General features: G+C 70.3%; 23 protein-coding genes and 1 tRNA gene. 14 read left to right on the plus strand and 10 right to left on the minus strand.

The window, feature by feature from the left end:
* Window positions 1-46 precede the first annotated feature (46 nt).
* Window positions 47-562 (minus strand): tRNA (adenosine(37)-N6)-threonylcarbamoyltransferase complex ATPase subunit type 1 TsaE, encoded by a 516-nt coding sequence (tsaE, locus tag V2J18_RS13935; protein ID WP_064748099.1) that lies wholly within the window; start codon window positions 560-562, stop codon window positions 47-49.
* A 9-nt stretch (window positions 563-571) separates the two neighbouring features.
* The gene (locus V2J18_RS13940) at window positions 572-2,092 is read right to left on the minus strand and encodes an NAD(P)H-hydrate dehydratase (protein ID WP_079248191.1); all 1,521 of its coding nucleotides are present in this window, start codon (window positions 2,090-2,092) and stop codon (window positions 572-574) included.
* A 100-nt stretch (window positions 2,093-2,192) separates the two neighbouring features.
* Here V2J18_RS13940 and queG point away from each other — a divergent pair, with 100 nt between their 5' ends.
* Complete coding sequence (queG, locus tag V2J18_RS13945) at window positions 2,193-3,227, plus strand: tRNA epoxyqueuosine(34) reductase QueG (RefSeq protein WP_064748113.1); 1,035 nt, start codon at window positions 2,193-2,195, stop codon at window positions 3,225-3,227.
* Window positions 3,228-3,613: 386 nt separating this feature from the next.
* Here queG and pgi read toward each other — a convergent pair whose 3' ends face one another.
* The 6 genes from pgi to pcnB form a co-directional block, all read right to left on the minus strand.
* Complete coding sequence (gene pgi / locus V2J18_RS13950; RefSeq protein ID WP_336132058.1) at window positions 3,614-5,125, minus strand: glucose-6-phosphate isomerase; 1,512 nt, start codon at window positions 5,123-5,125, stop codon at window positions 3,614-3,616.
* Window positions 5,126-5,157: 32 nt separating this feature from the next.
* On the minus strand, window positions 5,158-5,541 hold the full coding sequence (panD, locus tag V2J18_RS13955) for an aspartate 1-decarboxylase (protein WP_064748098.1): 384 nt from the start codon (window positions 5,539-5,541) through the stop codon (window positions 5,158-5,160).
* Window positions 5,542-5,701: 160 nt separating this feature from the next.
* Window positions 5,702-6,550 carry a pantoate--beta-alanine ligase gene (panC, locus tag V2J18_RS13960; RefSeq protein ID WP_336132059.1) on the minus strand — a complete coding sequence of 283 codons (849 nt, stop codon included), beginning with the start codon at window positions 6,548-6,550 and terminating at the stop codon, window positions 5,702-5,704.
* A 78-nt stretch (window positions 6,551-6,628) separates the two neighbouring features.
* On the minus strand, window positions 6,629-7,459 hold the full coding sequence (panB, locus tag V2J18_RS13965; protein ID WP_336132060.1) for a 3-methyl-2-oxobutanoate hydroxymethyltransferase: 831 nt from the start codon (window positions 7,457-7,459) through the stop codon (window positions 6,629-6,631).
* Between the two features lie 172 nt (window positions 7,460-7,631).
* Complete coding sequence (gene folK, locus V2J18_RS13970) at window positions 7,632-8,135, minus strand: 2-amino-4-hydroxy-6-hydroxymethyldihydropteridine diphosphokinase (protein ID WP_064748095.1); 504 nt, start codon at window positions 8,133-8,135, stop codon at window positions 7,632-7,634.
* A gap of 97 nt (window positions 8,136-8,232) precedes the next feature.
* The gene (pcnB, locus tag V2J18_RS13975) at window positions 8,233-9,570 is read right to left on the minus strand and encodes a polynucleotide adenylyltransferase PcnB (RefSeq protein ID WP_064748094.1); all 1,338 of its coding nucleotides are present in this window, start codon (window positions 9,568-9,570) and stop codon (window positions 8,233-8,235) included.
* A gap of 143 nt (window positions 9,571-9,713) precedes the next feature.
* Here pcnB and V2J18_RS13980 point away from each other — a divergent pair.
* The 3 genes from V2J18_RS13980 (at window position 9,714) to V2J18_RS13990 (ending at window position 11,124) form a co-directional block, all read left to right on the plus strand.
* Window positions 9,714-9,789: transfer RNA gene (locus V2J18_RS13980), tRNA-Glu, on the plus strand.
* A 207-nt stretch (window positions 9,790-9,996) separates the two neighbouring features.
* On the plus strand, window positions 9,997-10,320 hold the full coding sequence (gene fdxA, locus V2J18_RS13985) for a ferredoxin FdxA (protein ID WP_064748093.1): 324 nt from the start codon (window positions 9,997-9,999) through the stop codon (window positions 10,318-10,320).
* Window positions 10,321-10,407: 87 nt separating this feature from the next.
* The gene (locus tag V2J18_RS13990; RefSeq protein WP_064748092.1) at window positions 10,408-11,124 is read left to right on the plus strand and encodes a hypothetical protein; all 717 of its coding nucleotides are present in this window, start codon (window positions 10,408-10,410) and stop codon (window positions 11,122-11,124) included.
* 371 nt (window positions 11,125-11,495) lie between these two features.
* Here the strand turns inward: V2J18_RS13990 and V2J18_RS13995 are convergent, their stop codons facing one another.
* Window positions 11,496-12,029, minus strand: coding sequence for a hypothetical protein (locus V2J18_RS13995; RefSeq protein WP_064748111.1), 534 nt, complete (start codon window positions 12,027-12,029; stop codon window positions 11,496-11,498).
* A gap of 23 nt (window positions 12,030-12,052) precedes the next feature.
* Entirely contained in the window at window positions 12,053-12,958 is a 906-nt protein-coding gene (gene dapA / locus V2J18_RS14000) for a 4-hydroxy-tetrahydrodipicolinate synthase (protein ID WP_336132061.1), read from the minus strand.
* A 125-nt stretch (window positions 12,959-13,083) separates the two neighbouring features.
* On the opposite strand from dapA, the gene V2J18_RS14005 reads away from it, so the two are divergent.
* From V2J18_RS14005 to kdpC, 10 genes are all read left to right on the plus strand, one after another.
* The gene (locus V2J18_RS14005) at window positions 13,084-13,752 is read left to right on the plus strand and encodes a glycine cleavage system transcriptional repressor (RefSeq protein ID WP_087960721.1); all 669 of its coding nucleotides are present in this window, start codon (window positions 13,084-13,086) and stop codon (window positions 13,750-13,752) included.
* A 2-nt stretch (window positions 13,753-13,754) separates the two neighbouring features.
* Complete coding sequence (locus V2J18_RS14010) at window positions 13,755-14,237, plus strand: peroxiredoxin (RefSeq protein ID WP_064748089.1); 483 nt, start codon at window positions 13,755-13,757, stop codon at window positions 14,235-14,237.
* A 163-nt stretch (window positions 14,238-14,400) separates the two neighbouring features.
* Window positions 14,401-15,798: a PhoH family protein gene (locus tag V2J18_RS14015; RefSeq protein WP_064748088.1), complete on the plus strand. Its 1,398-nt coding sequence runs from the start codon at window positions 14,401-14,403 to the stop codon at window positions 15,796-15,798.
* 356 nt (window positions 15,799-16,154) lie between these two features.
* Window positions 16,155-16,967 carry a bifunctional hydroxymethylpyrimidine kinase/phosphomethylpyrimidine kinase gene (thiD, locus tag V2J18_RS14020; protein WP_336132062.1) on the plus strand — a complete coding sequence of 271 codons (813 nt, stop codon included), beginning with the start codon at window positions 16,155-16,157 and terminating at the stop codon, window positions 16,965-16,967.
* Window positions 16,968-17,082: 115 nt separating this feature from the next.
* Entirely contained in the window at window positions 17,083-17,916 is an 834-nt protein-coding gene (locus tag V2J18_RS14025) for an alpha/beta hydrolase family protein (RefSeq protein WP_336133113.1), read from the plus strand.
* Between the two features lie 390 nt (window positions 17,917-18,306).
* Window positions 18,307-19,062 (plus strand): TorF family putative porin, encoded by a 756-nt coding sequence (locus V2J18_RS14030; RefSeq protein WP_336132063.1) that lies wholly within the window; start codon window positions 18,307-18,309, stop codon window positions 19,060-19,062.
* A gap of 12 nt (window positions 19,063-19,074) precedes the next feature.
* Window positions 19,075-19,167 (plus strand): potassium-transporting ATPase subunit F, encoded by a 93-nt coding sequence (locus V2J18_RS14035; RefSeq protein ID WP_221673128.1) that lies wholly within the window; start codon window positions 19,075-19,077, stop codon window positions 19,165-19,167.
* A 133-nt stretch (window positions 19,168-19,300) separates the two neighbouring features.
* The gene (gene kdpA / locus V2J18_RS14040) at window positions 19,301-21,019 is read left to right on the plus strand and encodes a potassium-transporting ATPase subunit KdpA (RefSeq protein WP_336132064.1); all 1,719 of its coding nucleotides are present in this window, start codon (window positions 19,301-19,303) and stop codon (window positions 21,017-21,019) included.
* 20 nt (window positions 21,020-21,039) lie between these two features.
* Window positions 21,040-23,118: a potassium-transporting ATPase subunit KdpB gene (gene kdpB / locus V2J18_RS14045; RefSeq protein ID WP_336133114.1), complete on the plus strand. Its 2,079-nt coding sequence runs from the start codon at window positions 21,040-21,042 to the stop codon at window positions 23,116-23,118.
* 76 nt (window positions 23,119-23,194) lie between these two features.
* Window positions 23,195-23,803 carry a potassium-transporting ATPase subunit KdpC gene (gene kdpC / locus V2J18_RS14050; RefSeq protein WP_336132065.1) on the plus strand — a complete coding sequence of 203 codons (609 nt, stop codon included), beginning with the start codon at window positions 23,195-23,197 and terminating at the stop codon, window positions 23,801-23,803.
* The last annotated feature ends 210 nt before the right edge of the window (window positions 23,804-24,013 follow it).

Consider the following 24,013-nt stretch of genomic DNA (forward strand, 5'->3'; position numbering starts at 1 on the left):
TTTTCCTTGCAAATCCGGTACCTGGGGACACTTCCTAGGGAATCGTTCAGGAGTCGGCCGCAAGCTCCTGGGGGCCGGTTTCCGCCGCCAGGCCGGCCAGCCAGGCCGCCCCGCCCTCTGAATCGGCCGACAACTCGGCGCGGCGACCGGCGCCGCCTTCGGCCACGGCGAGGTCGACGCGCAGGTCGGCCGGGGGCAGCCAGCCGCGGCCGCGCTCGGGCCATTCGATCAGCCACAACTCGGCCTCGCCGCCATCCAGCCCCAGGAATTCCAGCTCGCCGGCGTCGCCGATCCGGTACAGGTCCAGGTGCCAGGCTTCGCGCCCACCGGCCAGCGGATAGCGCTCGACCAGGGTGTAGGTCGGGCTGCGGATCGCGCCGCGCACGCCGAGCGCACGCAACAGCGCGCGCGCCAGGGTCGATTTGCCGGCGCCCAGATCGCCGTGCAGATGCACGCGCAGCACTGCGCCATCGCGTTGCGGGCGGGTGCGCGCGAGCGCGGCGCCGAGCGCGTCGGTGGCGTCGGCGTCGGCGAGCGTGAGGATCGTGCGCGCTGCGGTCATCGCGCGATTCTAAGCCGCGCCGCGCGGATTCGCGCAGCGTCGCAACCACGGCATCAGATCGCTCGGCAGCAGGCCGCGCTCGCCGCCCTCGCGCGCGGCTTCGTCGCCGGCGACCGCATGCAGCAAGGCGCCGCACGAGGCCGCATCGAACGCATCCAGGCCCTGTGCGAGCAAGGCCGCGATCGCGCCGCTGAGCACGTCGCCCATGCCGCCGACCGCCATGCCCGGATTGCCGGCGGCGATCAGGCGCGTGCGCCGTTGCGGTGCGGCGATCAGGCTGCCGGCGCCCTTGAGCACCACCGCGCAACCGTAGCGATCGACGAGCGCGCGCACCGCGGCGAAGCGGTCGGCCTGCACCTGCGCGGCAGCGCTGCCGAGCAGGCGCGCGGCTTCGCCGGGGTGCGGCGTCAGCACGCAGTCGGCCGGCAGCGCCCGCGGTTGCGCGGCAAGCAGATTGAGCGCATCGGCGTCGAACAGACGCGGCTTGGCGCTGGCCAGGACGCGCGCGTACAGCGCCCGCCCCCAACCTTGTTGACCCAGGCCGGGGCCGATCGCGACGACATCGGCGGCGTCGATCGCGGCGGCGAGTTCCTCGCCGCTCTCGACCGCGCGCGGCATCGCCTCGGGCAGGCGCGCCAACATCGGCGCCACATGCGCCGCACGCGTGGCCGCATCGAGCAAACCGGCGCCGCTGCGCAGCGCGGCCTGCGCGCACAACAACAAGGCGCCGCCGTGCCCGTGATCGCCGCCCACGCACAGCACACGGCCGTTGCGGCCTTTGTGACTGTCGCGCCGGCGCGGCCGCAGCCAGCGCCCGAGATCGGCGGCGCCCAGCGCTTCGGCAACCGCTTCGACGCCGTAATGCTCCGGGTCCAGTTGCAACCGCGCCACCGCCAGCGCGCCGACGTGATCCAGCGCTGCGCCGCTGCGCAGGCCGGCCTTGGGCGCGATGAACTCCAGGGTGCGCTGCGCGATCACCGCGGCGACGTGGGCCTGGCCGCTGTCGGCGTCGACGCCGCTCGGCACGTCCAGCGCCAGCACCGGCGCCGGGTGCGCGTTGATCGCCGCGATCAGATCGGCCGAGGCCGCGTCCGGCGCGCGCGACAGGCCGATGCCGAACAACGCGTCGACCACCACGTCCGCCGCCGGCAGCGTGCCGTCGAATTCGAGCGTGGCGCCGCCGGCCTGCGCGTACTCGGCCGCGGCGCGGCGCGCCAGGGCGCTGCGCGGCGCGTGCCCGGGCAGGCGCAGCACCGAAACGTCGCGCCCGCTTTGCCGGGCCAGGGTCGCCAGCACATAGCCGTCGCCGCCGTTGTTGCCGGGACCGCACACCACCAGCAGGCGGAACGCGCGCGTCCAATGGTTCAGCAACTCGCTCCAGGCCGCCGCGCCGGCGCGCTGCATCAGCACGTAGGCATCGCCCAGTTCGGCCGCGGCGCGCGCCTCGATCGCGCGCAACGCCACGGCGTCGTACAGCGCGGTCCCGGGCGCGGCAGCGGTTCGGCCGACGATTTCAGCGTTGGGCGACATGCCCGGATTCTATACTTGCGGGATCGTGAACCAGCCCGACGCCCATTCCAGCTCCGCGCCCCGCCCCGCGCCCAACCCGGCGCCGCCCGACTACCCGGCGCTGGCCGCGCGCATCCGCGAGCTGGCGCGCGAATTCGGCTTCCAGCGCTGCGGCATCGCCGGGATCGAACTCGACGACGACGAAGGCTACCTGCTCGACTGGCTGGAACAGGGCCTGCACGGCTCGATGGACTGGATGGCCCGCCACGGCGAACTGCGCGGCCGCCCGGACCGGCTGCTGCCCGGCACCGTGCGGGTGATCTCGGTCGGCCTGGACTACGGCCGCCGCGACGACGAGGACGCCTGGGCCACCCTGGCCGACCGCGAGCGCGCCTACGTCGCCCGCTACGCGCTCGGCCGCGACTACCACAAGCTGATGCGCCAGCGCCTGCAGCGTCTGGCCGACCGCATCGGCGAAGTGGTCGGCCCGTTCGGCCACCGGGTATTCGTCGATTCGGCACCGGTGCTGGAGCGCGCGCTGGCGCGCAACGCCGGGCTGGGCTGGATCGGCAAGCACACCTGCCTGATCGACAAGGACGGCGGCTCCTGGTTCTTCCTAGGCGAGATCTACGTCGACCTGCCGCTGCCGATCGATGCGCCGGCCAGCGCGCACTGCGGCACCTGCACGCGCTGCATCGACATCTGCCCGACCCAGGCCATCGTCGCCCCGCACCGGCTCGATGCGCGCCGCTGCATCGCCTATCTGACCATCGAACACGACGGCGCGATTCCCGAGGAACTGCGCCCGGCGATCGGCAACCGCATCTTCGGCTGCGACGACTGCCAGTTGGTCTGCCCCTGGAACAAGTTCGCCAAGCGCAACGACGAGCCGGATTTCCGCGCCCGCAACGGGCTCGACACGGCCAGCCTGGCGCAATTGTTCGCCTGGGACGAGGACGAGTTCCTGCGCCGCACCGAGGGCTCGGCGATCCGCCGCAGCGGCCACGAGCGCTGGCTGCGCAACATCGCCGTCGCGCTCGGCAACGCGCCGGGCACGCCCGAGACGATCGCCGCACTGCGCTCGCGCCGCGAGCATCCCAGCGCGCTGGTGCGCGAGCACGTCGAATGGGCGCTGGCGCGCCACGGCGCGGCCTGAATCGCGGTGCCGCCCAGTACCAACGTTATCGTTGTTATTGCTACAAGCACTTGGCATAGCATCGCGCCCGCGAGAGTTCCCCTAGACCCGGAGGGCGGCGCACAGGACGTGCGCCCCGCCGTTAAAGAGCACGACTCGATAAGACAGGGATGTCTTATCGAAAAATCCCGGCGCAAGCATCGAACTCGCAGGGGAGCTTCGCGCGAATGCGCTTTTCTTTGGCGACTTTCTTTTGGGGCGCCAAAAGAAAGTTACCCGTCCGCTTGCGGGCGGAAGCCTTGCTCTTGAGGCCTCGAACGACAGATATCGCGAGACCGAAGCAGCGCGGTCGCGGCTCATGACCGAAGGAAATCCCCGTGGGACGCCGCTCCTACAAGAAGCGGGTACTAGCCGCGCAGCTTGCGCAACAGCTCGCGCGTCACCGGGTCGTCGGCCTCGGCGTCGCCGGCCAGCGCCGGCAGCAGCTTGTTGGCGACCTGCTTGCCGAGTTCGACGCCGAACTGGTCGAAAGCGTTGATGCCCCAGAACACCGACTGCAGATAGACGCTGTGCTCGTACATCGCCAGCAGCGCGCCCAGCGACTGCGGGGTCAATGCGTCGAGCAGGATCGTCGTGCTCGGGCGGCCGCCGGCGTAGGCGCGGTGCGGGTCGTCGCTGGCCTGGCCGTTGGCGAAGGCCTCGGTCTGCGCCAACAGGTTGGCGTGCAGCGCGCGATGGTTCTGCGGGTACGGCGCGTCGGCGCGGACCACGCCGATGAAATCGGCCGGCACGATCGAGGTGCCCTGGTGCAGGGCCTGGAAGAAGCTGTGCTGGGTATCGGTGCCGACCCCGCCCCACCACACCGGCACGGTGTCGCCGGCCACGGCCGAGCCGTCCAGGCGCACCGACTTGCCCAGGCTTTCCATGACCAACTGCTGCAGGTAGTTCGACAGCAGCTTGAGCCGGTCGTCGTAAGCCAGCACCGCTTGGGTGGCATAGCCCAGGCCGTTGCGGTTCCACACCGCGGTCAGCGCGTGCCAAGCGGCCAGATTGCGCGGCAAGGGGGTCTCCAGCACGTGCGCATCCATCTGCGCGGCGCCGGCGAGGAAATCTTCGAACGCGTCCATGCCGATCGCCAGCGCGATCGGCAGGCCGACCGCCGACCACAGCGAGTAGCGGCCGCCGACCCAGTCCCACATCGGCAGCAGCCGCTCCGGCGGGATGCCGAACGCGGCGCCGGCGCGCTCGACGTTGGCGCTGATCGCGTACAGGCGCGAGGCGTCGCCGAGCCAGTCGCGCAGGATCGCGCCGTTGAGCAGGGTTTCCTGGGTGCCGAAGGTCTTGGAGATCAGCAGCGCGGCGGTGCGCTTGGGGTCCAGCCCCGCCAGCAGGCGCTGGGCGGCGTGGCCGTCGACATTGGACAGGAAATGCACGCGGAACCGGCCCGGGGTCGCGCCGCTGAGCGCGTCCACGGCCAGGCGCGGGCCGAGATCGGAGCCGCCGATGCCGACGCTGACGATGTCGGTGACCTCGCTCGCAGTCAGCGTCTCGATCACCGCGCGCATCCGGCTGCGCGCTTCCAGCGCCTGGCGGTGCGCGGCGCGGGCGGTATCGCTGGCGGACAAGTCGCCGCGCAAGGCGGTGTGCAGGGCGGCGCGGCCCTCGGTGACGTTGACGGTTTCGCCGTCGAACAGCGCCCGCAGGCGCCGCTCGCTGTGCGCCGCCGCCGCGGCGCGGAACAACCAGTCCAGCGCGGCGCGGTCGTAGCGCTGACGGGCGAAGCTGGCGTAGACCGGCCAGACCTGGAGAGCGAAATCGGCGGCGCGGGCCGGATCGGCGGCGATCAGCTGCGCCAGCGGGGTGATGCCGACGCGCCCGACCTCGGCGCGCAGCTCGTGGAGTCGGACGTCATCGCTCATCGTGTGCGAAGGCTCTCTTGGGGGCCGGTCGGTCAGGCGGCGGCCTGTGCCGGCATCGAGTGGTTGGTGTGGGTCAGCTGGTTGTGCCGGTCCACGTACACCAGGGTCGGCTTGTACTTGGCCGCCTCGGCCTCGTCGCAGATCCCGTAGGCGCAGATGATCACCAGGTCGCCGGGCTGGGCCTTGTGCGCGGCCGCGCCGTTGACCGAGATCACCCCGCTGCCCTCTTCGCCGCGGATGGCGTAGGTGGAGAAGCGGTGACCGCTGTTGATGTTGTAGATGTGGACCATCTCGTATTCGCGGATGCCGGAGATGTCCAGCAGGCGGCCGTCGATCGCGCAGGAGCCTTCGTAGTGCAGCTCGGCATGGGTGACGGTGGCGCGGTGGATCTTGGCCTTGAGCAGGTTCAGTTGCATGGTCGGTACTCCGTCCGCAGACGCGCGGGCGCGAAAGGCCAGAAGTCTAGCAGCGCATGGCGCGCTGCAACATGGCCCCGGGGCCTCGCCGGCGGAACGGAGATTTCCCGTTCAGCCGCCCCCTCCGGGCGCTTGCGCCGGCCTGGCCGGACGCCCCCGTTCAGGCGTCGAATTCGAGGTTGTCGATCAACCGCGTGCGCCCCAGCCGGGCCGCGATCAGGGCCACCCGCGCCGGTTCGCCGGGCTCGTCCTCGGGCAGGCCCAGATCGGGCCGGCGCAACGCCGCGTAGTCGACCTCGAAACCGGCCGCGCGCAGGCGTTCGGCGGCTTCGGCCTCGATCGCCGCGCGCGGCTCGCCGGCCTGCGCGGCCTGGCGCATCCACTGCAGGCAGCGGTGGATTTCGACCGCGCGCGGGCGCTCGGTCTCGGACAGGTACTGGTTGCGCGAGCTCAGCGCCAGGCCGTCGGCCTCGCGCCGGGTGTCGGCGCCGACGATCTCGATCGGGAAGGCCAGGTCGCGGACCAGGTAGCGGATCACCGCCAGTTGTTGGTAGTCCTTGCGCCCGAACACGGCCACATCCGGGCGGACCTGATTGAACAGGCGCGCGACCACGGTCGCCACGCCGTCGAAATGGCCCGGCCGGTGCGCGCCCTCGAGGGTGTCGGTGACCTGGGGCACCCGCACCTGCACGGTGTGCTCGACCCCGTACGGGTACATGGTCTCGACCGACGGCCGCCACAGCAGGTCGCAGCCGGCGGCGCGCAGGCCGTCGGCATCGGCTTCCGGCGTGCGCGGATAGCGGCCGTAGTCTTCGTTGGGGCCGAACTGGGTCGGGTTGACGAACACGCTGGCCACGACCCGGTCGGCGCGCTCGCGCGCGATCCGGATCAGCGAATGGTGGCCTTCGTGCAGGTTGCCCATGGTCGGCACGAAGGCCACGCGTTGGCCGGCCATGCGCCAGGCGCCGAGGGTGGCGCGCAGGGCGCCGAGTTGATCGACAGTCAGCATGAGGTACTCGAAATGGATATCCGCCGGAGCGGAGCGCGAATCCCTGCGCGATGACGTCCGAAACCAGCCGCGCGCGGCTCAGTCGTAGGAGTGGGCCGCGTCGGGGAAGGCGCCGCTGCGCACCGCCTCGGCATAGGCCGAGAACGCGCCCGCGACCGAACCGCCCTCGGCGAGGAAATCCTTGACGAACTTGGGCCGGCGATGGCCGGAGTTGACCCCGAGCAGATCGTGCAGCACCAGCACCTGGCCGTCGCAGGCGGGGCCGGCGCCGATGCCGATGGTGGCGATGCGCAGGTCGGCGCTGATCGCCGCGGCGACCGGGGTCGGCACGCATTCCAGCACCAGCAGCTGCGCGCCGGCCTCCTCGACCGCGCGCGCGTCTTCGCGCAGGCGCGCGGCCGCGGCGTCGTCGCGGCCCTGGACCTTGTAGCCGCCCAGGCGCAGCACCGACTGCGGGGTCAGGCCGAGGTGGCCGCAGACCGGAATCTCGCGTTCGACCAGGAAGCGGATCGTCTCCAGCTTGTGCGCCGCGCCTTCGATCTTGACCATCGCCGCGCCGGCCTGCAGCAGCGCCGTGGCGGCGTCGAGCGCACGCGCCGGCGTGGCGTCGGATTGGAACGGCAGGTCGGCGATCAGCAACGCCTTGGCCAGGCCGCGGGCGACGCAGGCGGTGTGGTAGACCATGTCGGCGACGGTCACCGGCAAGGTGCTGTTGTGGCCCTGCGCGACCATGCCCAGCGAATCGCCGACCAGGACCAGATCGATTCCGGCCGCGTCCATGGTGCGGGCGAAGCTCGCATCGTAGGCGGTCAACATCACCAGCTTGCGGCCGTCGCGCTTGGCGTCGGCGAGCATGGGCACGGTCCAGGCCTTGGCGGCCGGCTTGTCGGTGGAAGCCGAGGTGTACATGGGCGGCTCGTCCGGTGGCGACGGACGTCTGTGGGGTGGCGCCATAACTTAACAGGTTGCCGCACGACCGCGGCCCTCCCCGGCGCAACGCAGTGGGGCCGGCAAACGGCGGCCAACCCGCGGCCAAGCGCGGTACCGGCGCTCGTTCAGACCGTACGCGAGGCGGCGGCGGTCAAAGATCGTCCGCCGGCAGGGGGCGTATGTCGCCGGCGCCGAGCTGGGCCAGGCAATCGCGCGCCGCGCCGAGGCCGGGGATGCGCGCGTCCGGCGCGATTTCGAGCAAGGGCACCAGGGCGAAGGCGCGTTCGTGCAGATGCGGATGCGGCACGTGCAGGCCCGGCGCTTCGATCGTCGCCTCGCCGTACAACAGCAGATCGAGATCGAGCGTGCGCGGCCCCCACCGGTCGCTGCGATCGGCCAGGCGCGAGCGCCCGGCTTCGCGCTCGATCTCCAGCATCGCCGCGAGCAGTTCCTGCGCCGGCAGTTCGGTGTCCAGCGCGGCGACCGCGTTGAGGAAATCCGGCTGGTCCGTACGGCCCCAGGCCGGCGTGCGGTACAGCTGCGAGGCGCGCCGCAGCCGGCTGCGCGGGAGGCCGTCGAGCGAACGCAGGGCCGCGCGCAGCACCGCGGCGCTGTCGCCGAGGTTGCTGCCGAGGCCGATATAGGCGGTTTGCATGGCGGGAAAGCGGAAGTGAGCGCAGAGGAACGAGGAGTGAGCGAAGCGAGCGCCGGCTATGGGATTTCGCCCGCGCCTACACGCCCGCTCCCCGCAGTCATTCCTCGACCGGCGCGCCGCGGCGACGGCGCCGGCGCTTGCGCGGCGCGCGGCCTTCGCCGCTCTCGTCCTCGTCGGCGTGCGGCGCGGCGTCCTGCTGCGCCAGGGTTTCGTTCGGGTGCAGTTGCGCCTCGCGCCAGAACTCGACGTCGGCGGCGTGTTCGGGCGAAGCCGCCAGGCGCAGGCTGAGGAAATCGAACGCGGCGCGGAAGCGCGGATGCGACAGCAGCCGGAACACGCGCTTGCGTTGGCGCTGCTGGAAGCGCGATTGCAGCAGCCAGATCTCCTGCATCGGCAGCGAGAAACGCCGCGGCAGGGCGATCGTCGACAACTGATGCAGGGTCACCCGGTCGGCGGCGCGGCGCTGCGCTTCGGCGGTGTGCACGCCTTGCGCCTGCAACGCCATCAGCGCACGGCAGTACGCCGGCCACAGCAGCAGGGCGAACAGGAACGCCGGCGATACCGGTTCGTCGGCGGCGACGCGCGCGTCGGTGCCCTTGAGGCCCTCCAGCACCATCCGCCGCAACGCGCCGCTGCGGTTGGAACGCAGCGCGGCGGCGCTTTCCGGCAGCAGTGCGCCGAGCAGGCCGTAGCGCTCCAGGCCGAGGAAGCTCTCGACGGCGTGACCGGACAGGAACAGCTTCAGGCATTCCTCGAACAAGCGCGCCGGCGCGGCGTCGGCCAGCAAGGGCGCCAGGCGCGGAATCGGCTCGGCGGTGGCGCGCTCGATCTCGAAGCCGAGCTTGGCCGCCAGCCGGACCGCGCGCAGCATGCGCACCGGGTCTTCGCGGTAACGCGTCTCCGGGTCGCCGATCAGGCGCATCAGCCGGTTCTGCACGTCTTCGAAGCCGCCGACGTAGTCGCGCACCGAGAAGTCTTCGACCGCGTAGTACAGCGCGTTGGCGGTGAAGTCGCGGCGCACCGCGTCGTCTTCGATGCTGCCGTAGACGTTGTCGCGCACCAGCCGGCCGCCGGTGTCGGTTTCGCGGTCGCCGCTGCCGTCGTCGCTGTTGGCGCGGAAGGTCGCCACTTCGATGATCTCGCGTCCGTAGACCACATGGGCCAGGCGGAAGCGGCGACCGATCAGGCGGCAGTTGCGGAACAGGCCCTTGACCTGCTCCGGCGTCGCATCGGTGGCGACGTCGAAGTCTTTGGGGTGGCCGCCGACCAGGATGTCGCGCACCGCGCCGCCGACCAGATAGGCGCCGAAGCCGCTGTCGCGCAATCGGTACAGCACCCGCAGCGCATTGGGGCTGATCTCCTTGCGCGAGACGTTGTGCTGGTCGCGCGGAATCACCCGCAGCGTGGGTTGGAATGAGAAGTTATCGGCTTGCATCGAGCGGGCGCGCCGCCTGTAAAGGAATTCGGGATGGCCGTTGCCCGCGGCAACGGCGGCGCATATACTAGCAGGCCGCACCGGATTGAGAGTCCCTGCGGTCCGGCGAGGAGCCCGCTCCCCCGTCGGCGCTGCAATCCCCTGCTCCCTTCGTCTAGAGGCCTAGGACGTGGCCCTCTCAAGGCTAAAACACGGGTTCGAATCCCGTAGGGAGCGCCAAACCCGCGACCATGTCGCCGAAAAAGCCCGCGCCTGCGCGGGCTTTTTCTTGCTCGCTCGCCGGCAGGGCGATCGGCGACGCCGTCGCGCTCCGCGCCCGCGGCGCCCGTCACGCATCCGCCAAGCCGCGCCTTGGGTCGTTGCGCAGCGATGGCTACACTATCGCCGCCGACCCGCCGGCACGGCCCAGACCCCAGGATTTCGCTCATGCCCTTCGTCGTCACCGAGAACTGCATCAAATGCAAGTACACCGACTGCGTCGAGGTGTGCCCGGTCGACTGCTTCCATGAAGGCCCCAATTTCCTGGTGATCGATCCGGACGAGTGCATCGACTGCACTCTGTGCGAGCCGGAGTGCCCGATCAATGCGATCTACCCCGAAGACGACGTCCCGGCCGGCCAGGAGGCCTTCGTCGCCCTCAACGCCGAGCTGGCCCAGGCCTGGCCGGTGATCACCACGCGCAAGGACAGCCTGCCCGACGCCAAGGATTGGGAAGGCAAGACCGGCAAGCTCGACCTGCTCGAGCGCTGAGCCGGCGCCGGCGGCCCCGGGCCGCCTGCGGGCGTTCATCGACCGCCGCCTAGACTCGGGCCGACCGCGCCGCCCGAGACCGATGCCGTGCCCAGCCCCCGCCGAACCGCGCACGTCCTGCCCGCGCTGCTGCTCGCCCTGAGCCTGGCCCCGGCCGGTGCCGGCGGCCAATCCAGAACCGCCCCGCCATCCACGCCCCGCTCCGGCTCGACCGCGCCGGACCGCGGTGCGCTCGACCTGGGCGCGCTGGGCCTCGGCGACCTCGATCTGAGCGCGCTGGACCTGCCGCGGCTGGACCCGGACGCGCTGCGCAGCGGCAGTGCCGATCTGCTGACCCGCGCCGCCGACCCCGACCTGGACCGCCTGTTCCAGGCCCTGCACCGCGCCGCGCGCACCCCGGCCGATGCCGAGGTGCTGTGCGGCGTGTTCGACCCGCAAGCCGATCGCAGCCCCGAGGCGCTGACCCGTGCGGCGCAACAGCTTGGCGAGGACAGCCGGCAGGGCTTCCTCGACGCCTTGCTGCGCATCGCACTGGGCGGACTGCAGAACCCGCCGCAGGCCTACGACGCCGGCGCGGCCAAACAGACGCTCAAGCGCGCCGGCGCCACCGCCCTGCTGCTGCACGACGACTTCGCCGCCCAACTCGGCGCCGAAGGCCAGGCGCCGCAAGCGCGCCAGGCGCGTTGCCGCGCCTTCGGCTGGGTGCTCGATGCCTTGGCGCAGATGCCGATGGCGCAACGCGCCGCAGCGACCCGGTTGCTGTTGCACGAAGGCCTGGCGCGCGGACTGCCGAGCGAGCGCTGAGCGCTGCCCGGCCCGATGGTCGCGGCCCACGCCGCGCCCTATGCCGGCCCGGACTTTGTAGGAGCGGCGTAAACCGCGACAACCGCTGCGATGCGATACCACGCTGGCTTCCGCAGCCCGGCCGACCGGGCCGAACCACCAGGCCCCGCGTGAAGCCCGCTTATCCTGGCTTCGGCGACCTGCGCTCGCGCAAACCGCTCCGGCCTTCGCGGCTCGCGCCGCTCCTACAAGAGCCGATCTACCGGCTGCAGCGCCTGTCGCACCGGTTGCGCCCGCCCCTCCTGTTGCGCCGGGCGGGGGCTCGCGGTGTCCGCCGCAACGAAAACGGGCGCCTCGCGGCGCCCGTCCGGTGTCGCAAGCGACGCTGGCGATCAACGGCCGCCGAGCGTGCCCTTGAGGCTGGCGATCAGCTGCGCCGGCGCATCGCCGGCGGCCGGCAGGCCACGCGGGTCGACCGCCGAGACATAGGCGCCGGCTTCCACCGCGCTGACCCGGACCAGGAAGTTGCTGCCCTGGTAGTTGACGTCGTAAGCGCCAAGCAGCTGCGCGCGGCTGGCGATGCTCAGGCCTTCGACCTTGCCCAGCGCGTCGCCGACCTTGTTGAAGATGTCGTCGCGGTTGCCGCTGACGGTGAAGCCGTTCGCCGCCGACGCCGGCGTGGCCGGGGCCGCCTGGGTCGGACGCGAGGCGGCCAGGCCGGACGCGGTCACCGAGCCGCCCGGCACCGCCATGGCGCCGTCGGTACGCGGCTGGTCGAGATCCGGCGGCACTTCCAGCGGGCGGTTTTCCGGCGCTTCGGCATACAGCTTGTTGCCCTTGCGGAACCAGCTGCAGCCCGAAGTGGCGACCACCGCCAGCAGCAGACCGGCGACCAGCGCTCGGGACAGATTGGGGTTGCAACGCATGAGCATCTCCTGCGGAAAGGGGGTCAGGCCGCGATCGGCTCGCGACCGGCATGTTCGAGTTCGATCACCAGCGCGGCGATGCGGCGCGCCGCCTCGTCGTGCGCCGGCGACAGCGATTGCAGCGGCAGGCGCAGACCGTGGCCCAGGCCTTGCGCGGCCAGCAGCGCCTTGACCGGGATCGGGTTGGGCTCCACGCCGAGGAAGTCGTAGGCCGGACGCAGGCGCGCGTCCCAGGCTTCGGCCGCTTCGCGGCGGCCGGCGCGGGCCAGATCGGCGAGGCGGCGGAACGCCGCCGGCAGCACGTTGGAGCCGACCGAGACGATGCCGTCGGCACCGGTGAGCATGGCCCGGCACGCGGTCGGGTCGTCGCCGCTGAGCACGGCGAAACCGTCCGACTTGAACGCCAGCAGGGCATCCATGCGCGCGGCCTCGGCCACCGCCTCCTTGATGCCGACGATGCGCGGGTGGTCGACCAACGCCGCCACGGTCTGCGGCAGCAGATCGCCACCGGTGCGGCCCGGCACGTTATAGAGCACGATCGGCAGCGCACCGTCGTCGGCGATCGCGCGATAGTGCGCGATCAGACCGGCCTGGGTCGGACGCACATAGGGCGGCGTCACCACCAGGGCGGCGTCGGCGCCGAGCGCGGCGGCGCGGCGGGTCAGTTCGATGGTTTTGGCGGTATTGGACAGGCCGGTGCCGGCCAGCACCGGAATGCGTCCGGCGACCGCTTCGACCGCGGTCCGCAGCAGGAGGTCGTACTCGGCGTCGTACAGCGCCGCGGCCTCGCCGGTCGAGCCGGCCACGACCACCGCCTGGGTGCCGCCTTGCAACTGCGCCGCCAGCAGCTTGTGCCAGGCGTCCAGGTCGAGTTCGCCGGCCGCGGTGAACGGCGTCGCCAGCGCGGTGATGCTGCCGGAAAGTCGCAAGAGAAAACCTACCAATGATCGTGATGAAGGCGTCCGCGCCGTCGGGCGGCGGACCGCCGGGCCAGTGTTCCGGGCGGAGCGTCCGGGCCTGGAAAAACGTGCGCGGTGCCGCCAAGTACGGGGCGATGTTACTTGCGGCCCGAAAGCGGGGGCAAGTATGCTGCCTTACAGCCGCGACCCGAGCCCGGGCCGCCGTTCATTTCCGAGCCTTACGCTCCCTTGCAGGCGCCGCCTTGACCGATTCCGCTTCCCGGCCGTCGCCGAACGAAAACCACCTCCTGATCAACGCCTATACGACGCATCCGGAGTCGCCGCTGCTGTCGGTGACGCGCCGGATCGCCGATTCGGGCTGCAACCTGGTCGACGCACGCCTGTCCACGGTCGGCCGCGACGTCTCGGTGACGGCGCTGGCGGTGGGCTCCTGGGACGCGGTCGCGAAGCTGGAGGCCATGCTGTCGCGCCTGGAGCGCGAGGAAGGCCTGAAGCTGGTGTGGTACCGCACCGGCGCCAAACAGGTCCAATCCAGCCTGCTGCCCTATGTGGTCGAGGTGGTCGCCGCCGACAAGCCCGGCATCCTGTTCCAGCTGGCCGATTTCTTCGACCGCCAGGGCATCACCATCGAAAGCCTGCATTGCTCGCGCTACCGCGCGATGCAGACCGGCGCGGACATGTTCTCGGCCCAGATCACCATCGGCGTGCCGTCGAGCATGCACATCGCCGCGCTGCGCGACGATTTCCTCGAGTTCTGCGACCATCTGAATCTCGACGCCATCATGGACCCGATGAAGTTCTGACCATGCTCGACACCGGCGATCACGCATACGGCAAGAAAGCGCCCGCGCTGCAACTGGCCCTGTCCAGCGGCGAAACCGTCCGCCTCGCCGACTACGCCGGGCAGTGGCTGGTGCTGTACTTCTACCCCAAGGACAGCACCCCGGGCTGCACCACCGAAGGCCTGGATTTCAACGCCCTGCTGCCCAAGTTCAAGAAGCTCGGCGCGACCGTGCTCGGCGTGTCGCGCGATTCGATCCGCTCGCACCAGAACTTCTGCGCCAAGCAAGGCTTCAAGTTCGACCTGGTCAGCGACGGCGACGAATCGCTGTGCAACGCGTTCGGCGTGATCAAGGAAAAGAACCTCTACGGCCGCAAGTACATGGGCATCGAACGCAGCACCTTCCTGATCGACCCGAAAGGCGTCATCGTGGCGTCATGGCGTCCGGTGAAAGTCGCCGGCCATGCCCAGGCCGTACTCGATTCGCTCAAGGAACACTCCGCCTAGGAGCGCAACGCCCAGTGAGGCCCTCCCCGTCCACGTTCGCCAGCCGTCCCGCCCCGCGGGCCACGGCGGCGCGACCGTGGGCGCCGTCCGTGCGCGGCCCGCACCGCGTCCCGGCGCAATGTCCCGCCCCGCTTTCCACGCACTACTCCGACGAGACCGCTCAATGACCAGAAGCAAGCGCATCTACGTGCTGGATACCAACGTGCTGATGCACGATCCCACCGCGCTGTTCAAGTTCGAGGAACACGACGTGTACCTGCCGATGCAGGTCATCGAGGAACTCGACAACGGCAAGAAGGGCACCTCCGAAGCCAGCCGCAACGCGCGCCAGGTCAGTCGCTTCCTCAACGAGCTGATCGAAGCCGAAGGCACCGCCAAGATCGCCTCGGGCATCACCCTCAACCGCCCGCAGGGGCTGCAGCTGCGCGGCGCGCAGAGCATCGGCAAGCTGCGCTTCCAGACCAGCGCCTTCGATGCCGGCAAGCGCTTCGGCGCGGTCATTCCGGACAACCACATCCTCGGCTCGATCCTGGCGCTGAAGGAGTCCGAGCCGGAGGTGCCGGTGGTGTTGGTGTCCAAGGACATCAACCTGCGGATCAAGGCCTCGATCGCCGGCATCGTGTCGGAGGACTACGAGAACGACCGCGCCCTCGACGACTTCAGCCTGCTCTACACCGGCGCGACCGCGCTGCCGGAGGACTTCTGGCAGCGCCACGGCAAGGACCTCAAGTCCTGGACCGAGAAAGGCCGCACCTATTACGAACTCAGCCGCGCGCCGGACGACGACTGGTACCCGAACCAGTTCCTGTACCTGCCCGGCGACGACGAGTCCGAACTCAAGGTGGTCAAGGTCGGCGAAGAGCGCGTGACCCTGCAGATCGTCGACGACTACCGCCATAACCAACATGCGGTGTGGGGCATCATCGCGCGCAACCGCGAGCAGAACTTCGCCCTCAACGCCCTGATGGACCCGGAGATCGACTTCGTCACCCTGCTCGGCACCGCCGGCACCGGCAAGACCCTGCTCGCCCTGGCCGCCGGCCTGGCCCAGACCATGGATCAGCAGCGCTACCGCGAGATCATCATGACCCGCGCCACGGTCAGCGTCGGCGAAGACATCGGCTTCCTGCCCGGCACCGAGGAGGAAAAGATGACCCCGTGGATGGGCGCGCTGACCGACAACCTGGAAGTGCTGACCCACAACCAGGAAGGCGGCGCCTGGGGCCGCGCGGCGACCAACGACCTGCTCGCCTCGCGGATCAAGATCCGCTCGATGAACTTCATGCGCGGGCGCACCTTCCTCAGCCGCTGGCTGATCCTGGACGAGGCGCAGAACCTGACCCCGAAGCAGATGAAGACCCTGATCACCCGCGCCGGCCCGGGCACCAAGATCGTCTGCCTGGGCAACGTGGAGCAGATCGACACGCCCTACCTGACCGAGACCACCTCGGGCCTGACCTACGCGGTCGACCGCTTCAAGGGCTGGGCGCACAGCGCCCACGTCACCCTGCGCCGCGGCGAACGTTCGCGCCTGGCCGATTACGCGTCGGAAGTGTTGTAAGCGGCGCACGGCCGCGCAAACGAACGGAAGGCCGGCGAATCCGCCGGCCTTCCGTCGCCTTACCCGATCGAACCGGAGACAGCAGCTCGCGCCCGGCGTGACCGCGGTCATGCTGACCGTGATGGCCGAAGCATTGAGCGGGATGCTGCAGGTCGACGCCGAGCCGCCCTGGGCGGTGAAGTCGCTGCCGGTTCGCTGATGGCCCGGGCCTGGACAGACGACGGCAAGGACTAGCAAGCACGGGCACCGGCCGGGCCGATAAGATGGGGGCGGCCGCGCGTCCTGCGGCCGCCGTGCGCGGCCGTCGTGGCGAACGGCCGCCGCGCCCGTCCGACCCTATCCGCCGACCGTATCCGATGACCCAGCGCCCCGTTTCCGCCCTCACCGTCGCCGGCTCCGACTCCGGCGGCGGCGCGGGCATCCAGGCCGACCTCAAGACCTTCGCCGCGCACGGCGTGCACGGCCTCAGCGCGCTGGCGGCGCTGACCGCCCAGCACACCCGCGGCGTCAGCGCGGTGCACGTGCCCGACATTGGCTTTCTGCGCGCCCAGATCGACGCTTGTTTCGACGACTTCGCGATCGGCGCGGTCAAGCTCGGCATGCTCGCCAACGCCGCGGTGATCCACGCCGTCGCCGATGCGCTGGAGCATTACCGTCCGGCGCAGATCGTGCTGGACCCGGTGATGGTCGCGACCTCCGGCGCGCGCCTGCTCGAGCCCGACGCGCTGGACGCGCTGCGCGGCCGCCTGTTGCCGCTGGCCAGCCTGGTCACGCCCAACCTGCCCGAGGCCGAACTGTTGCTCGGCCGCCGGATCGGCGACCGCGCCGACATGCGCGCGGCGGCGGAAGCCCTGCTCGCGATCGGCGCACAGGCGGTGTTGCTCAAGGGCGGTCATCTGCCGGGAGGCGGCGATGTCGTCGATCTGTTCGCGCACGCCGGCACGCGGCGCGAAATCGCCCACCCGCGCTTGTCCGTGGACGCGCACGGCACCGGCTGCACCCTCGCCTCGGCGGTGGCGGCGAACCTGTGCCGCGGCCTGGCGCTGGAGCCGGCTTGCGCGGCGGCGGCCGATTATGTCCATGCCGCCCTGCACGGCGGCTACCGCCCCGGTCGCGGCGAAGTACTGGTGCTGGATCATTTCGGAGCGGCGCCGCATGGCCGACCGTAAAGCTCCCGACCGCGGCCGCGCCGAGGCCGACGAACGCATGCCGAACGAAAACAGGCGGATCGAGAGCACGCCGCCCCAGAGCGGGCCGGACGGTTCCGGGCCGAAGGAAGTCGGCCTGAAGGCCAGCGACGGCCACGCTTGGTCCTTGCTCGCGCGCGTTCCCGCGCAACCACGTCTGAGCCTGCTGTGGCTGCCCGCGCTCGGCGTCGCCGCGCGCCATTACCTGCCCTTCGCCGAAGCCCTGGCCGCACGCGGCGTGGCGGTGTTCCTGCACGAATGGCGCGGCAACGGCAGCAGCAACCTGCGCGCCGGCCGCAAGGTCGACTGGGGTTACCGCCAGATCCTGCTCGACGACCTGCCGGCCAGCGAAGCCGCGGCCGCGGCGGCCCTGCCGGGCGTGGCGCGCGCGATCGGCGGCCACAGCCTCGGCGGGCAACTGGCCTGCGTGCGCCTGGGCCTGATGGCGCTGCACGGGCGAGCGATGCCGGAAGCGCTGTGGCTGGTCGCCAGCGGCTCGCCGTACTGGCGGACTTGGCCGATGCCGCGCAAGCTCGGCCTGTCCTGGATGTACCGCTTCCTGCCCTGGCTGGCCCAGGTCAACGGCACCTTGCCGGGGCGCCGGATCGGCTTCGGCGGCAGCGAAGCGCGCGGCCTGATCCGCGACTGGGCCCGCACCGGGCTCAGCGGCCGCTACGCCGCCCACGGCGTCGGCGAGGACCTGGAAGCCGGCATGGCCCGGGTCGAGATCCAGGCACGCAGCGTGCGCCTGGACGACGACTGGCTGGTGCCGCGCGCTTCGCAGGATTACCTGCTGTCCAAATTACCCCGGGCGCGCGCCGAGTCGACCGACATGGACGCTCGCGAATTGGGCGCGCGCGCCGATCACTTCGCCTGGATGAAGCAGCCCGAAGCGGTCGTGGCCGCCCTGCTGCGCGACCGCTCTGCGTAGGAACGGCATCGGCCGCGACAATCGCAGCGACGCACGACAGCGCCGGAGCCGAAGCCTGGGCCGCCGGGCCGATGTTTTCTTTCGCATGCCCGCTGCGGCCGGCTGCGTGGCGGTTCATCGCTGCGGGTGCTGCGGCCCAGGTCGCTTCGAAGGCCGCTATTTCGGGCTTCGATCAACGCAGCAGGCCCCGGCTGGGCCGCGCGTCCCGTGGTCGCGACTTGCGTCGTCCCTGCAACCCGCACTTCACATGCTGCGGTTTATGCCGAGGCCGGGATTGTTTACGGCGAATTTATGCCGCGGCGGCGGTCGCGAAATAGCGGCTTTACGCCGCCCCTTCCGAGAATGAGCGCGTGGCCGAACCGGCCTCGTATGCATTCTCCGGATACCTCCATGTCGTCGCATCATCCGTTCCGCCATCGCGAGGCCGCGGCCCCGCTGCTATCGGCTTTCTGCGCCGGACTCGGTCTGCTCGCACTGGGCGCGAACGCTCAGGCCGAGGAAGCCTCGGCCCTCGGCCTGAGCGGTTCGGCCGTGCTGACCAGCGACTATGTCTGGCGCGGCAGTTCGCAGACCCAGGGCGACGCGGCCGTGCAGGCCGGCTTCAAGGCCGCCCACCGCAGCGGCGTCTACGCCTCGGTGTGGGGCTCCAACGTCGAGTTCGCGCCCGGCACGCACGCCAGCAGCGAATTCGATTTCACCGTCGGCTGGGCCGGCAAGATCGCCCGGGACTGGAGCCTGGACGTCAACCTCCTGCACTACCGTTATCCCTCGACCACGGCCGATCTGAACTGGACCGAGCTCAACGGCACGCTCACCTGGCGCGACGACTACTGGCTGTCGCTGGCCTATTCCAACCAAGCGCTGGGCAGTCGGGACCGCGGCCTGTACGCGCAGCTCGGCGCGCGCTTCCCGGTCAACGACGCCATTCGCTTCGAAGCGGCGGTAGGCCACTACGTCCTGGACGACGTCTACGACCGCAGCTACAGCCACGGCCAGCTCAGCGCGATCTGGACGGCGAAAACGGTCTCCAGCGCGAACCTCGAACTGCGCCTGACCGCCCATGCCACCGATCGCAGCGCCGAACGGATCTTCGGCGACGCCCTGGCCGGCTCGCGCATCGAAGCCGCGGTCCAGGCGAGCTTCTGAAGGAGACACGACATGCCCGGTTGGCTCTCGATGCTGTGCGCGATCTCGGTCCTGGTGGCCGGCGCCTATCTGCTCTACGTCGTACTGCGCCCCGAGGACTTCTGAGCGCGCGCCCGCGCCGCACGGAGCGCGGCGCGGCTCCACTCTACCGACGCGCGTCCGCGCTTGAGAGGACGCGTGCCAAGCCGTAGCCGCGCCGGACGCGCCGCCACGGCGTCATCACCGCCCGGTGTTCGTCATGATCGAAATCTTTCTTGTATTCGCGCTCGCCATCGGCCTGGGTTGGCCGTTAGGCCTGTACCTGGCGCGCGTCATGCGCGGCGACCGCTCGCGCCTGGACGTCCTGTTCGCGCCGGTCGAACGCGCGATCTATCGTGCCGTCGGCACCGACCCCGCGCGCGGCATGAGCTGGCGGGGCTATGCGCTGGCGTTCGCGCTCAGCAATGCGGTACTGGCGGTGCTGGTCTGGGCGCTGTTCATGACCCAGGCCTGGCTGCCGCTCAATCCCGACGGTGTGCCCAACCTGCGTTGGGACACCGCGCTGCACACCATGGTGTCCTTCCTCACCAACACCAATCAGCAGCATTACTCCGGCCAGGCGCAACTGAGCTATCTCTCGCAGATGGTCGGCATCGTCGGCCTGCAGGTCGTCACCCCGATGATGGGTCTGGCGATCGTGGTCGCCACCTTGCGCGGCCTGTTCGGCGGCCGTCAGGCCCTGGCCGGTCCCGGCGCGGCGATGCGCGAGGGCGAGCCCCGCGACCTCGGCAACTACTGGGTCGACGTCACCCGCGCCACCCTGCGCTTCATGATTCCGCTGTGCTTGCTGTGGGCTGCGCTGCTGACCTGGCAGGGCGTTCCGTCGACCTTGCAAAGCGGCGCGACAGTTTCGCCGCTGGACCGGAGCGCCGAGCTTGAGCAACAGAAAATCCCCGTCGGCCCGGTCGCGGCCATGGTCGCGGCCAAGCAGTTGGGCACCAACGGCGGCGGCTGGTACGGCCCCAACAGCACCGTACCGCTGGAGAATCCGACCCCGCTTTCGAATCTGCTCGAAGTGCTGGCGCTGATCCTGATTCCGGTCGCGGTCACCTTCATGGTCGGTCCGCTCACCGGCCGGCGCAAACTCACCGCGCTGGTGTTCGGCAGCATGCTGTTGATGTCGCTGCTGTCCACCGGTTTGTCGGTGTGGTCCGAGGCCTACTCATCGGGCAGCGCCGATGCGGCTTTGATGGAGGGCAAGGAGACCCGCTTCGGCGCCGAAGGCTCGGCCTTGTGGTCGGCGCTGACCACGCAAAGCAGCAACGGCTCGGTCAACGCCATGCACGATTCGCTGGCGCCGCTGACCGGCGGCGTGGCGATGGTCAACATGCTGATCAACGCCATTTGGGGCGGCGTCGGCTGCGGCTTGCAGCAATTTCTGGTCTATCTGCTGCTGTCGGTGTTCCTGGCCGGGCTGATGACCGGACGCACGCCGGAATTGTTCGGACGCAAGATCGAAGCGCCGGAAGTGCGCCTGCTGGCGTTGCTGATCCTGTTGCAGCCGATGGTGGTGCTGGGCTTCAGCGCCGTCGCGATGGCCTTTCCTTCGCTCACCGGCAACTCCAACCCGGGTTTCCACGGCATCGGCCAGGTCTTCTACGAGTACACCTCGGCCTTCGCCAACAACGGTTCGGGTTTCGAAGGCCTCGGCGACGCGACCTATTGGTGGAACCTGAGCTGCGCCGCGGTACTCGCGCTGGGCCGCTACCCGGCCCTGATCGTGCCGCTCGCGGTCGCCGGCCTGCTGGCGCGCAAACGCGTGGCACCGCAGAGCGGCGGCACGCTGCACGCCGAAACGCCGACCTTCGCCCTGACCCTGATCGCGGTGATCGCGATCCTGACCGTCCTGCAATTCATGCCCGCGTTGGTGCTCGGCCCGATCGCCGATCACCTGACCCTGGCGAGCAAGGCTCTGTGAGGAAAAGCCCGATGAACGACATGCTCCATCCCGGCGCGCAAACGCGCCAGAGCCACCTCGGCGCGCAACGCCGCCAAGGCGCGGTCGCCGGCCTCGACGCCGCCGGCCTGCGCGCGGCGATGCTCGAATCCTTCGTCAAGCTGGCGCCGCAGCACGCGGTCCGCAGCCCGATCATGGCGGTGGTGCTGCTCGGCACCGTACTGTCGGCGCTGATCACGATCTTCGTCCCCGGCCACCTCGCCTTCGGCGCCGCGGTCACGGCGATCCTGTTCGTGACCGTGCTGTTCGCCAACTTCGCCGAAGCCGTCGCCGAAGCGCGCGGCCGCGGCCAGGCCGCGTCCTTGCGCGCCGCACGCCGCGACCTGGTCGCACGCAAGCTCGACACCGTCGGCCGCAACGAAACCCGCGTACCGGCGTCGACGCTCAAGCCCGGCGACCGGGTGATCGTGTCGGCCGGCGAACTGATTCCGGCCGACGGCGAGATCGTCAAGGGCCTGGCCACGATCAACGAATCGGCGGTGACCGGCGAATCCGCCCCGGTGCTGCGCGAAGCCGGCACCGACCGTTCCGGCGTCATCGGTGGCACCAAGGTGTTGTCCGACGAAATCGTGATCGAAGTCAGCGCCGAGCCCGGTCACAGCTTCCTCGACCGCATGATCGCCCTGGTCGAAGGCGCCAACCGGCAGAAGACGCCCAACGAGATCGCCCTGACCATGCTGCTGGCGGCGATGACCCTGACCTTCCTGATCGTGGTCGCGACCCTGCCCTTGTTCGCCGGTTTCGTCGGCGCCAGGCTCGATCCGCTGCTGCTGATCGCGCTGTTGGTGTGCCTGATCCCGACCACCATCGGCGGTCTGCTGCCGGCGATCGGCATCGCCGGCATGAACCGCGCGCTATCGGCGAACGTTCTGGCGAAGTCGGGCAAGGCGGTGGAAGTGGCCGGCGACGTCGACGTGCTGCTGCTCGACAAGACCGGCACCATCACTCACGGCGACCGCCAGGCCACCGCCTTCCATCCGCTCGCCGGCATCGATCGTTCGCGACTGCGCGACGCCGCCCTGCTGGCCTCGCTCGCCGACCCGACTCCGGAAGGCAAGTCGATCGTGCGTCTGGCGCGAGAACAGCACAGCGCGGCGCCGGAGCCGGAGCGCGCCGACTACATCCAGTTCACCGCGCAGACCCGCATGTCCGGCGTCGACCTGCCGCAGGACTACCCAGGCGGTGCGCGCTCGATCCGCAAGGGCGCGGGCGATGCGATCGGCAACCATGTGCGCTCGCTGGGCGGCGAAGTCACTCCCGAATTGGCGGGGCGCATCGAACAAGTCGCGCGCGGCGGCGCCACCCCGCTGGTGGTCGCCGAAGGCCGCTACGTGCTGGGCGTGGTCGAGTTGTCGGACGTGGTCAAGCACGGCGTCAAGGAACGCTTCGCGCGACTGCGGGCGATGGGCGTGCGCACGGTGATGATCACCGGCGACAACCCGCTCACCGCCGCGGCGATCGCCGCCGAAGCCGGCGTGGACGATTACATCGCCGAAGCCAAGCCTGAGGACAAGCTGGCCCGGATCCGCGCCGAGCAGGCCGGCGGCCGGCTGGTGGCGATGGTCGGCGACGGCACCAACGACGCCCCGGCGCTGGCCCAAGCCGACGTCGGCCTGGCGATGAATTCCGGCACCCAAGCCGCCAAGGAAGCCGGCAACATGGTCGACCTGGATTCGGACCCGGCCAAGCTGCTGGCGGTGGTCGAGGTCGGCAAGCAGCAATTGATCACTCGCGGCGCGCTGACCACGTTCTCGCTCGCCAACGACGTGTCCAAGTACTTCGCGATCCTGCCGGCGCTGTTCGCCGCAGCCATCCCGCAGATGGCCGCGCTCAACGTCATGCGCCTGTCGAGCCCGACCAATGCGGTGCTGGCGGCGCTGATCTTCAACGCAGTCATCATCCCGGCGCTGATTCCGTTGGCCCTGGCCGGGGTGCGCTTCAAGCCGGCGACCGCGGTCGCCCTGCTGCGCCGGAACATGCTGGTCTACGGGCTCGGCGGGGTGCTGCTGCCGTTCGCGGCGATCAAGCTCATCGACATGGCGCTGTCGTCGATTTTCTGACCACGTAAGTCCCTCTTCCGCTTGCGGGAGAGGGGTTGGAGCGAGGCTCGTCCCCTCCCCACGCAAAGGAGTTCCCATGAACGTCGCATCCACGCAAGCCCCGAACATCGACGACCGCCAGTCCCTGCGCGCGCCGGTGCTGTTCGCCCTGGTATCGCTGCTCGGCTTCGGTCTGGCCTATTCGCTGGCCGGCACCGCGATCGGCCGCACAGCCTTTCCGGATCAGGCGCAGGGTTCGTTGATCGAACGCGAAGGCCGCGCCATCGGCTCGGCCCTGGTCGCCCAACCCTTCGTAGACGCTCGCTACTTCCAGCCGCGCCCCTCGGCGGCCAAGTACGACCCGATGGCCGCGTCCGGCAGCAACCAGGCGCGCAGCAACCCGGATCTGCGCAAGCGTCTGAGCGAAGAAGCCGCCGCCATCGCCGCGCGCGAAGGCATCGCGCCGAGCGAGGTGCCGGCGGAACTGGCTACGCAATCCGGCGGCGGCCTGGATCCGCACATCTCGCCCCGTTCGGCGCGGGTGCAGGCCGCCCGCGTCGCCCGCGCCCGCGGGCTCAGCGTCGCCGCGGTCGATAGCTTGATCGCGCGGCATATCGAGGCGCCGCAGTTCGGCGTTCTCGGCGAGCCGCGGGTCAACGTGTTGCAGCTCAACCTGGCCCTGGATGCGATGCAGGCATTGCGTTGAGCCAAAGCCAGTCCCGCTAGCCGCCTTATCGAAGGGGGAATGCTTCGGTGGTCGTTGCATGGCTGGGGGGTTCGCGGATTCGACCGTTGCCCTTTGAAAGAAAGGCGCAGCTCCTGCAACTGACCCCGTGGCAAGGGAAGCAAAGCTCATGCTGGCGCTTCCTGGTTGAGATGGAAGCGCAGCTCTTGCTGTGGCGTCCCTCGAAAAGGG

This window comes from Lysobacter firmicutimachus (assembly GCF_037027445.1).
In the GTDB taxonomy this organism is placed as follows: Bacteria; Pseudomonadota; Gammaproteobacteria; order Xanthomonadales; family Xanthomonadaceae; genus Lysobacter; species Lysobacter firmicutimachus.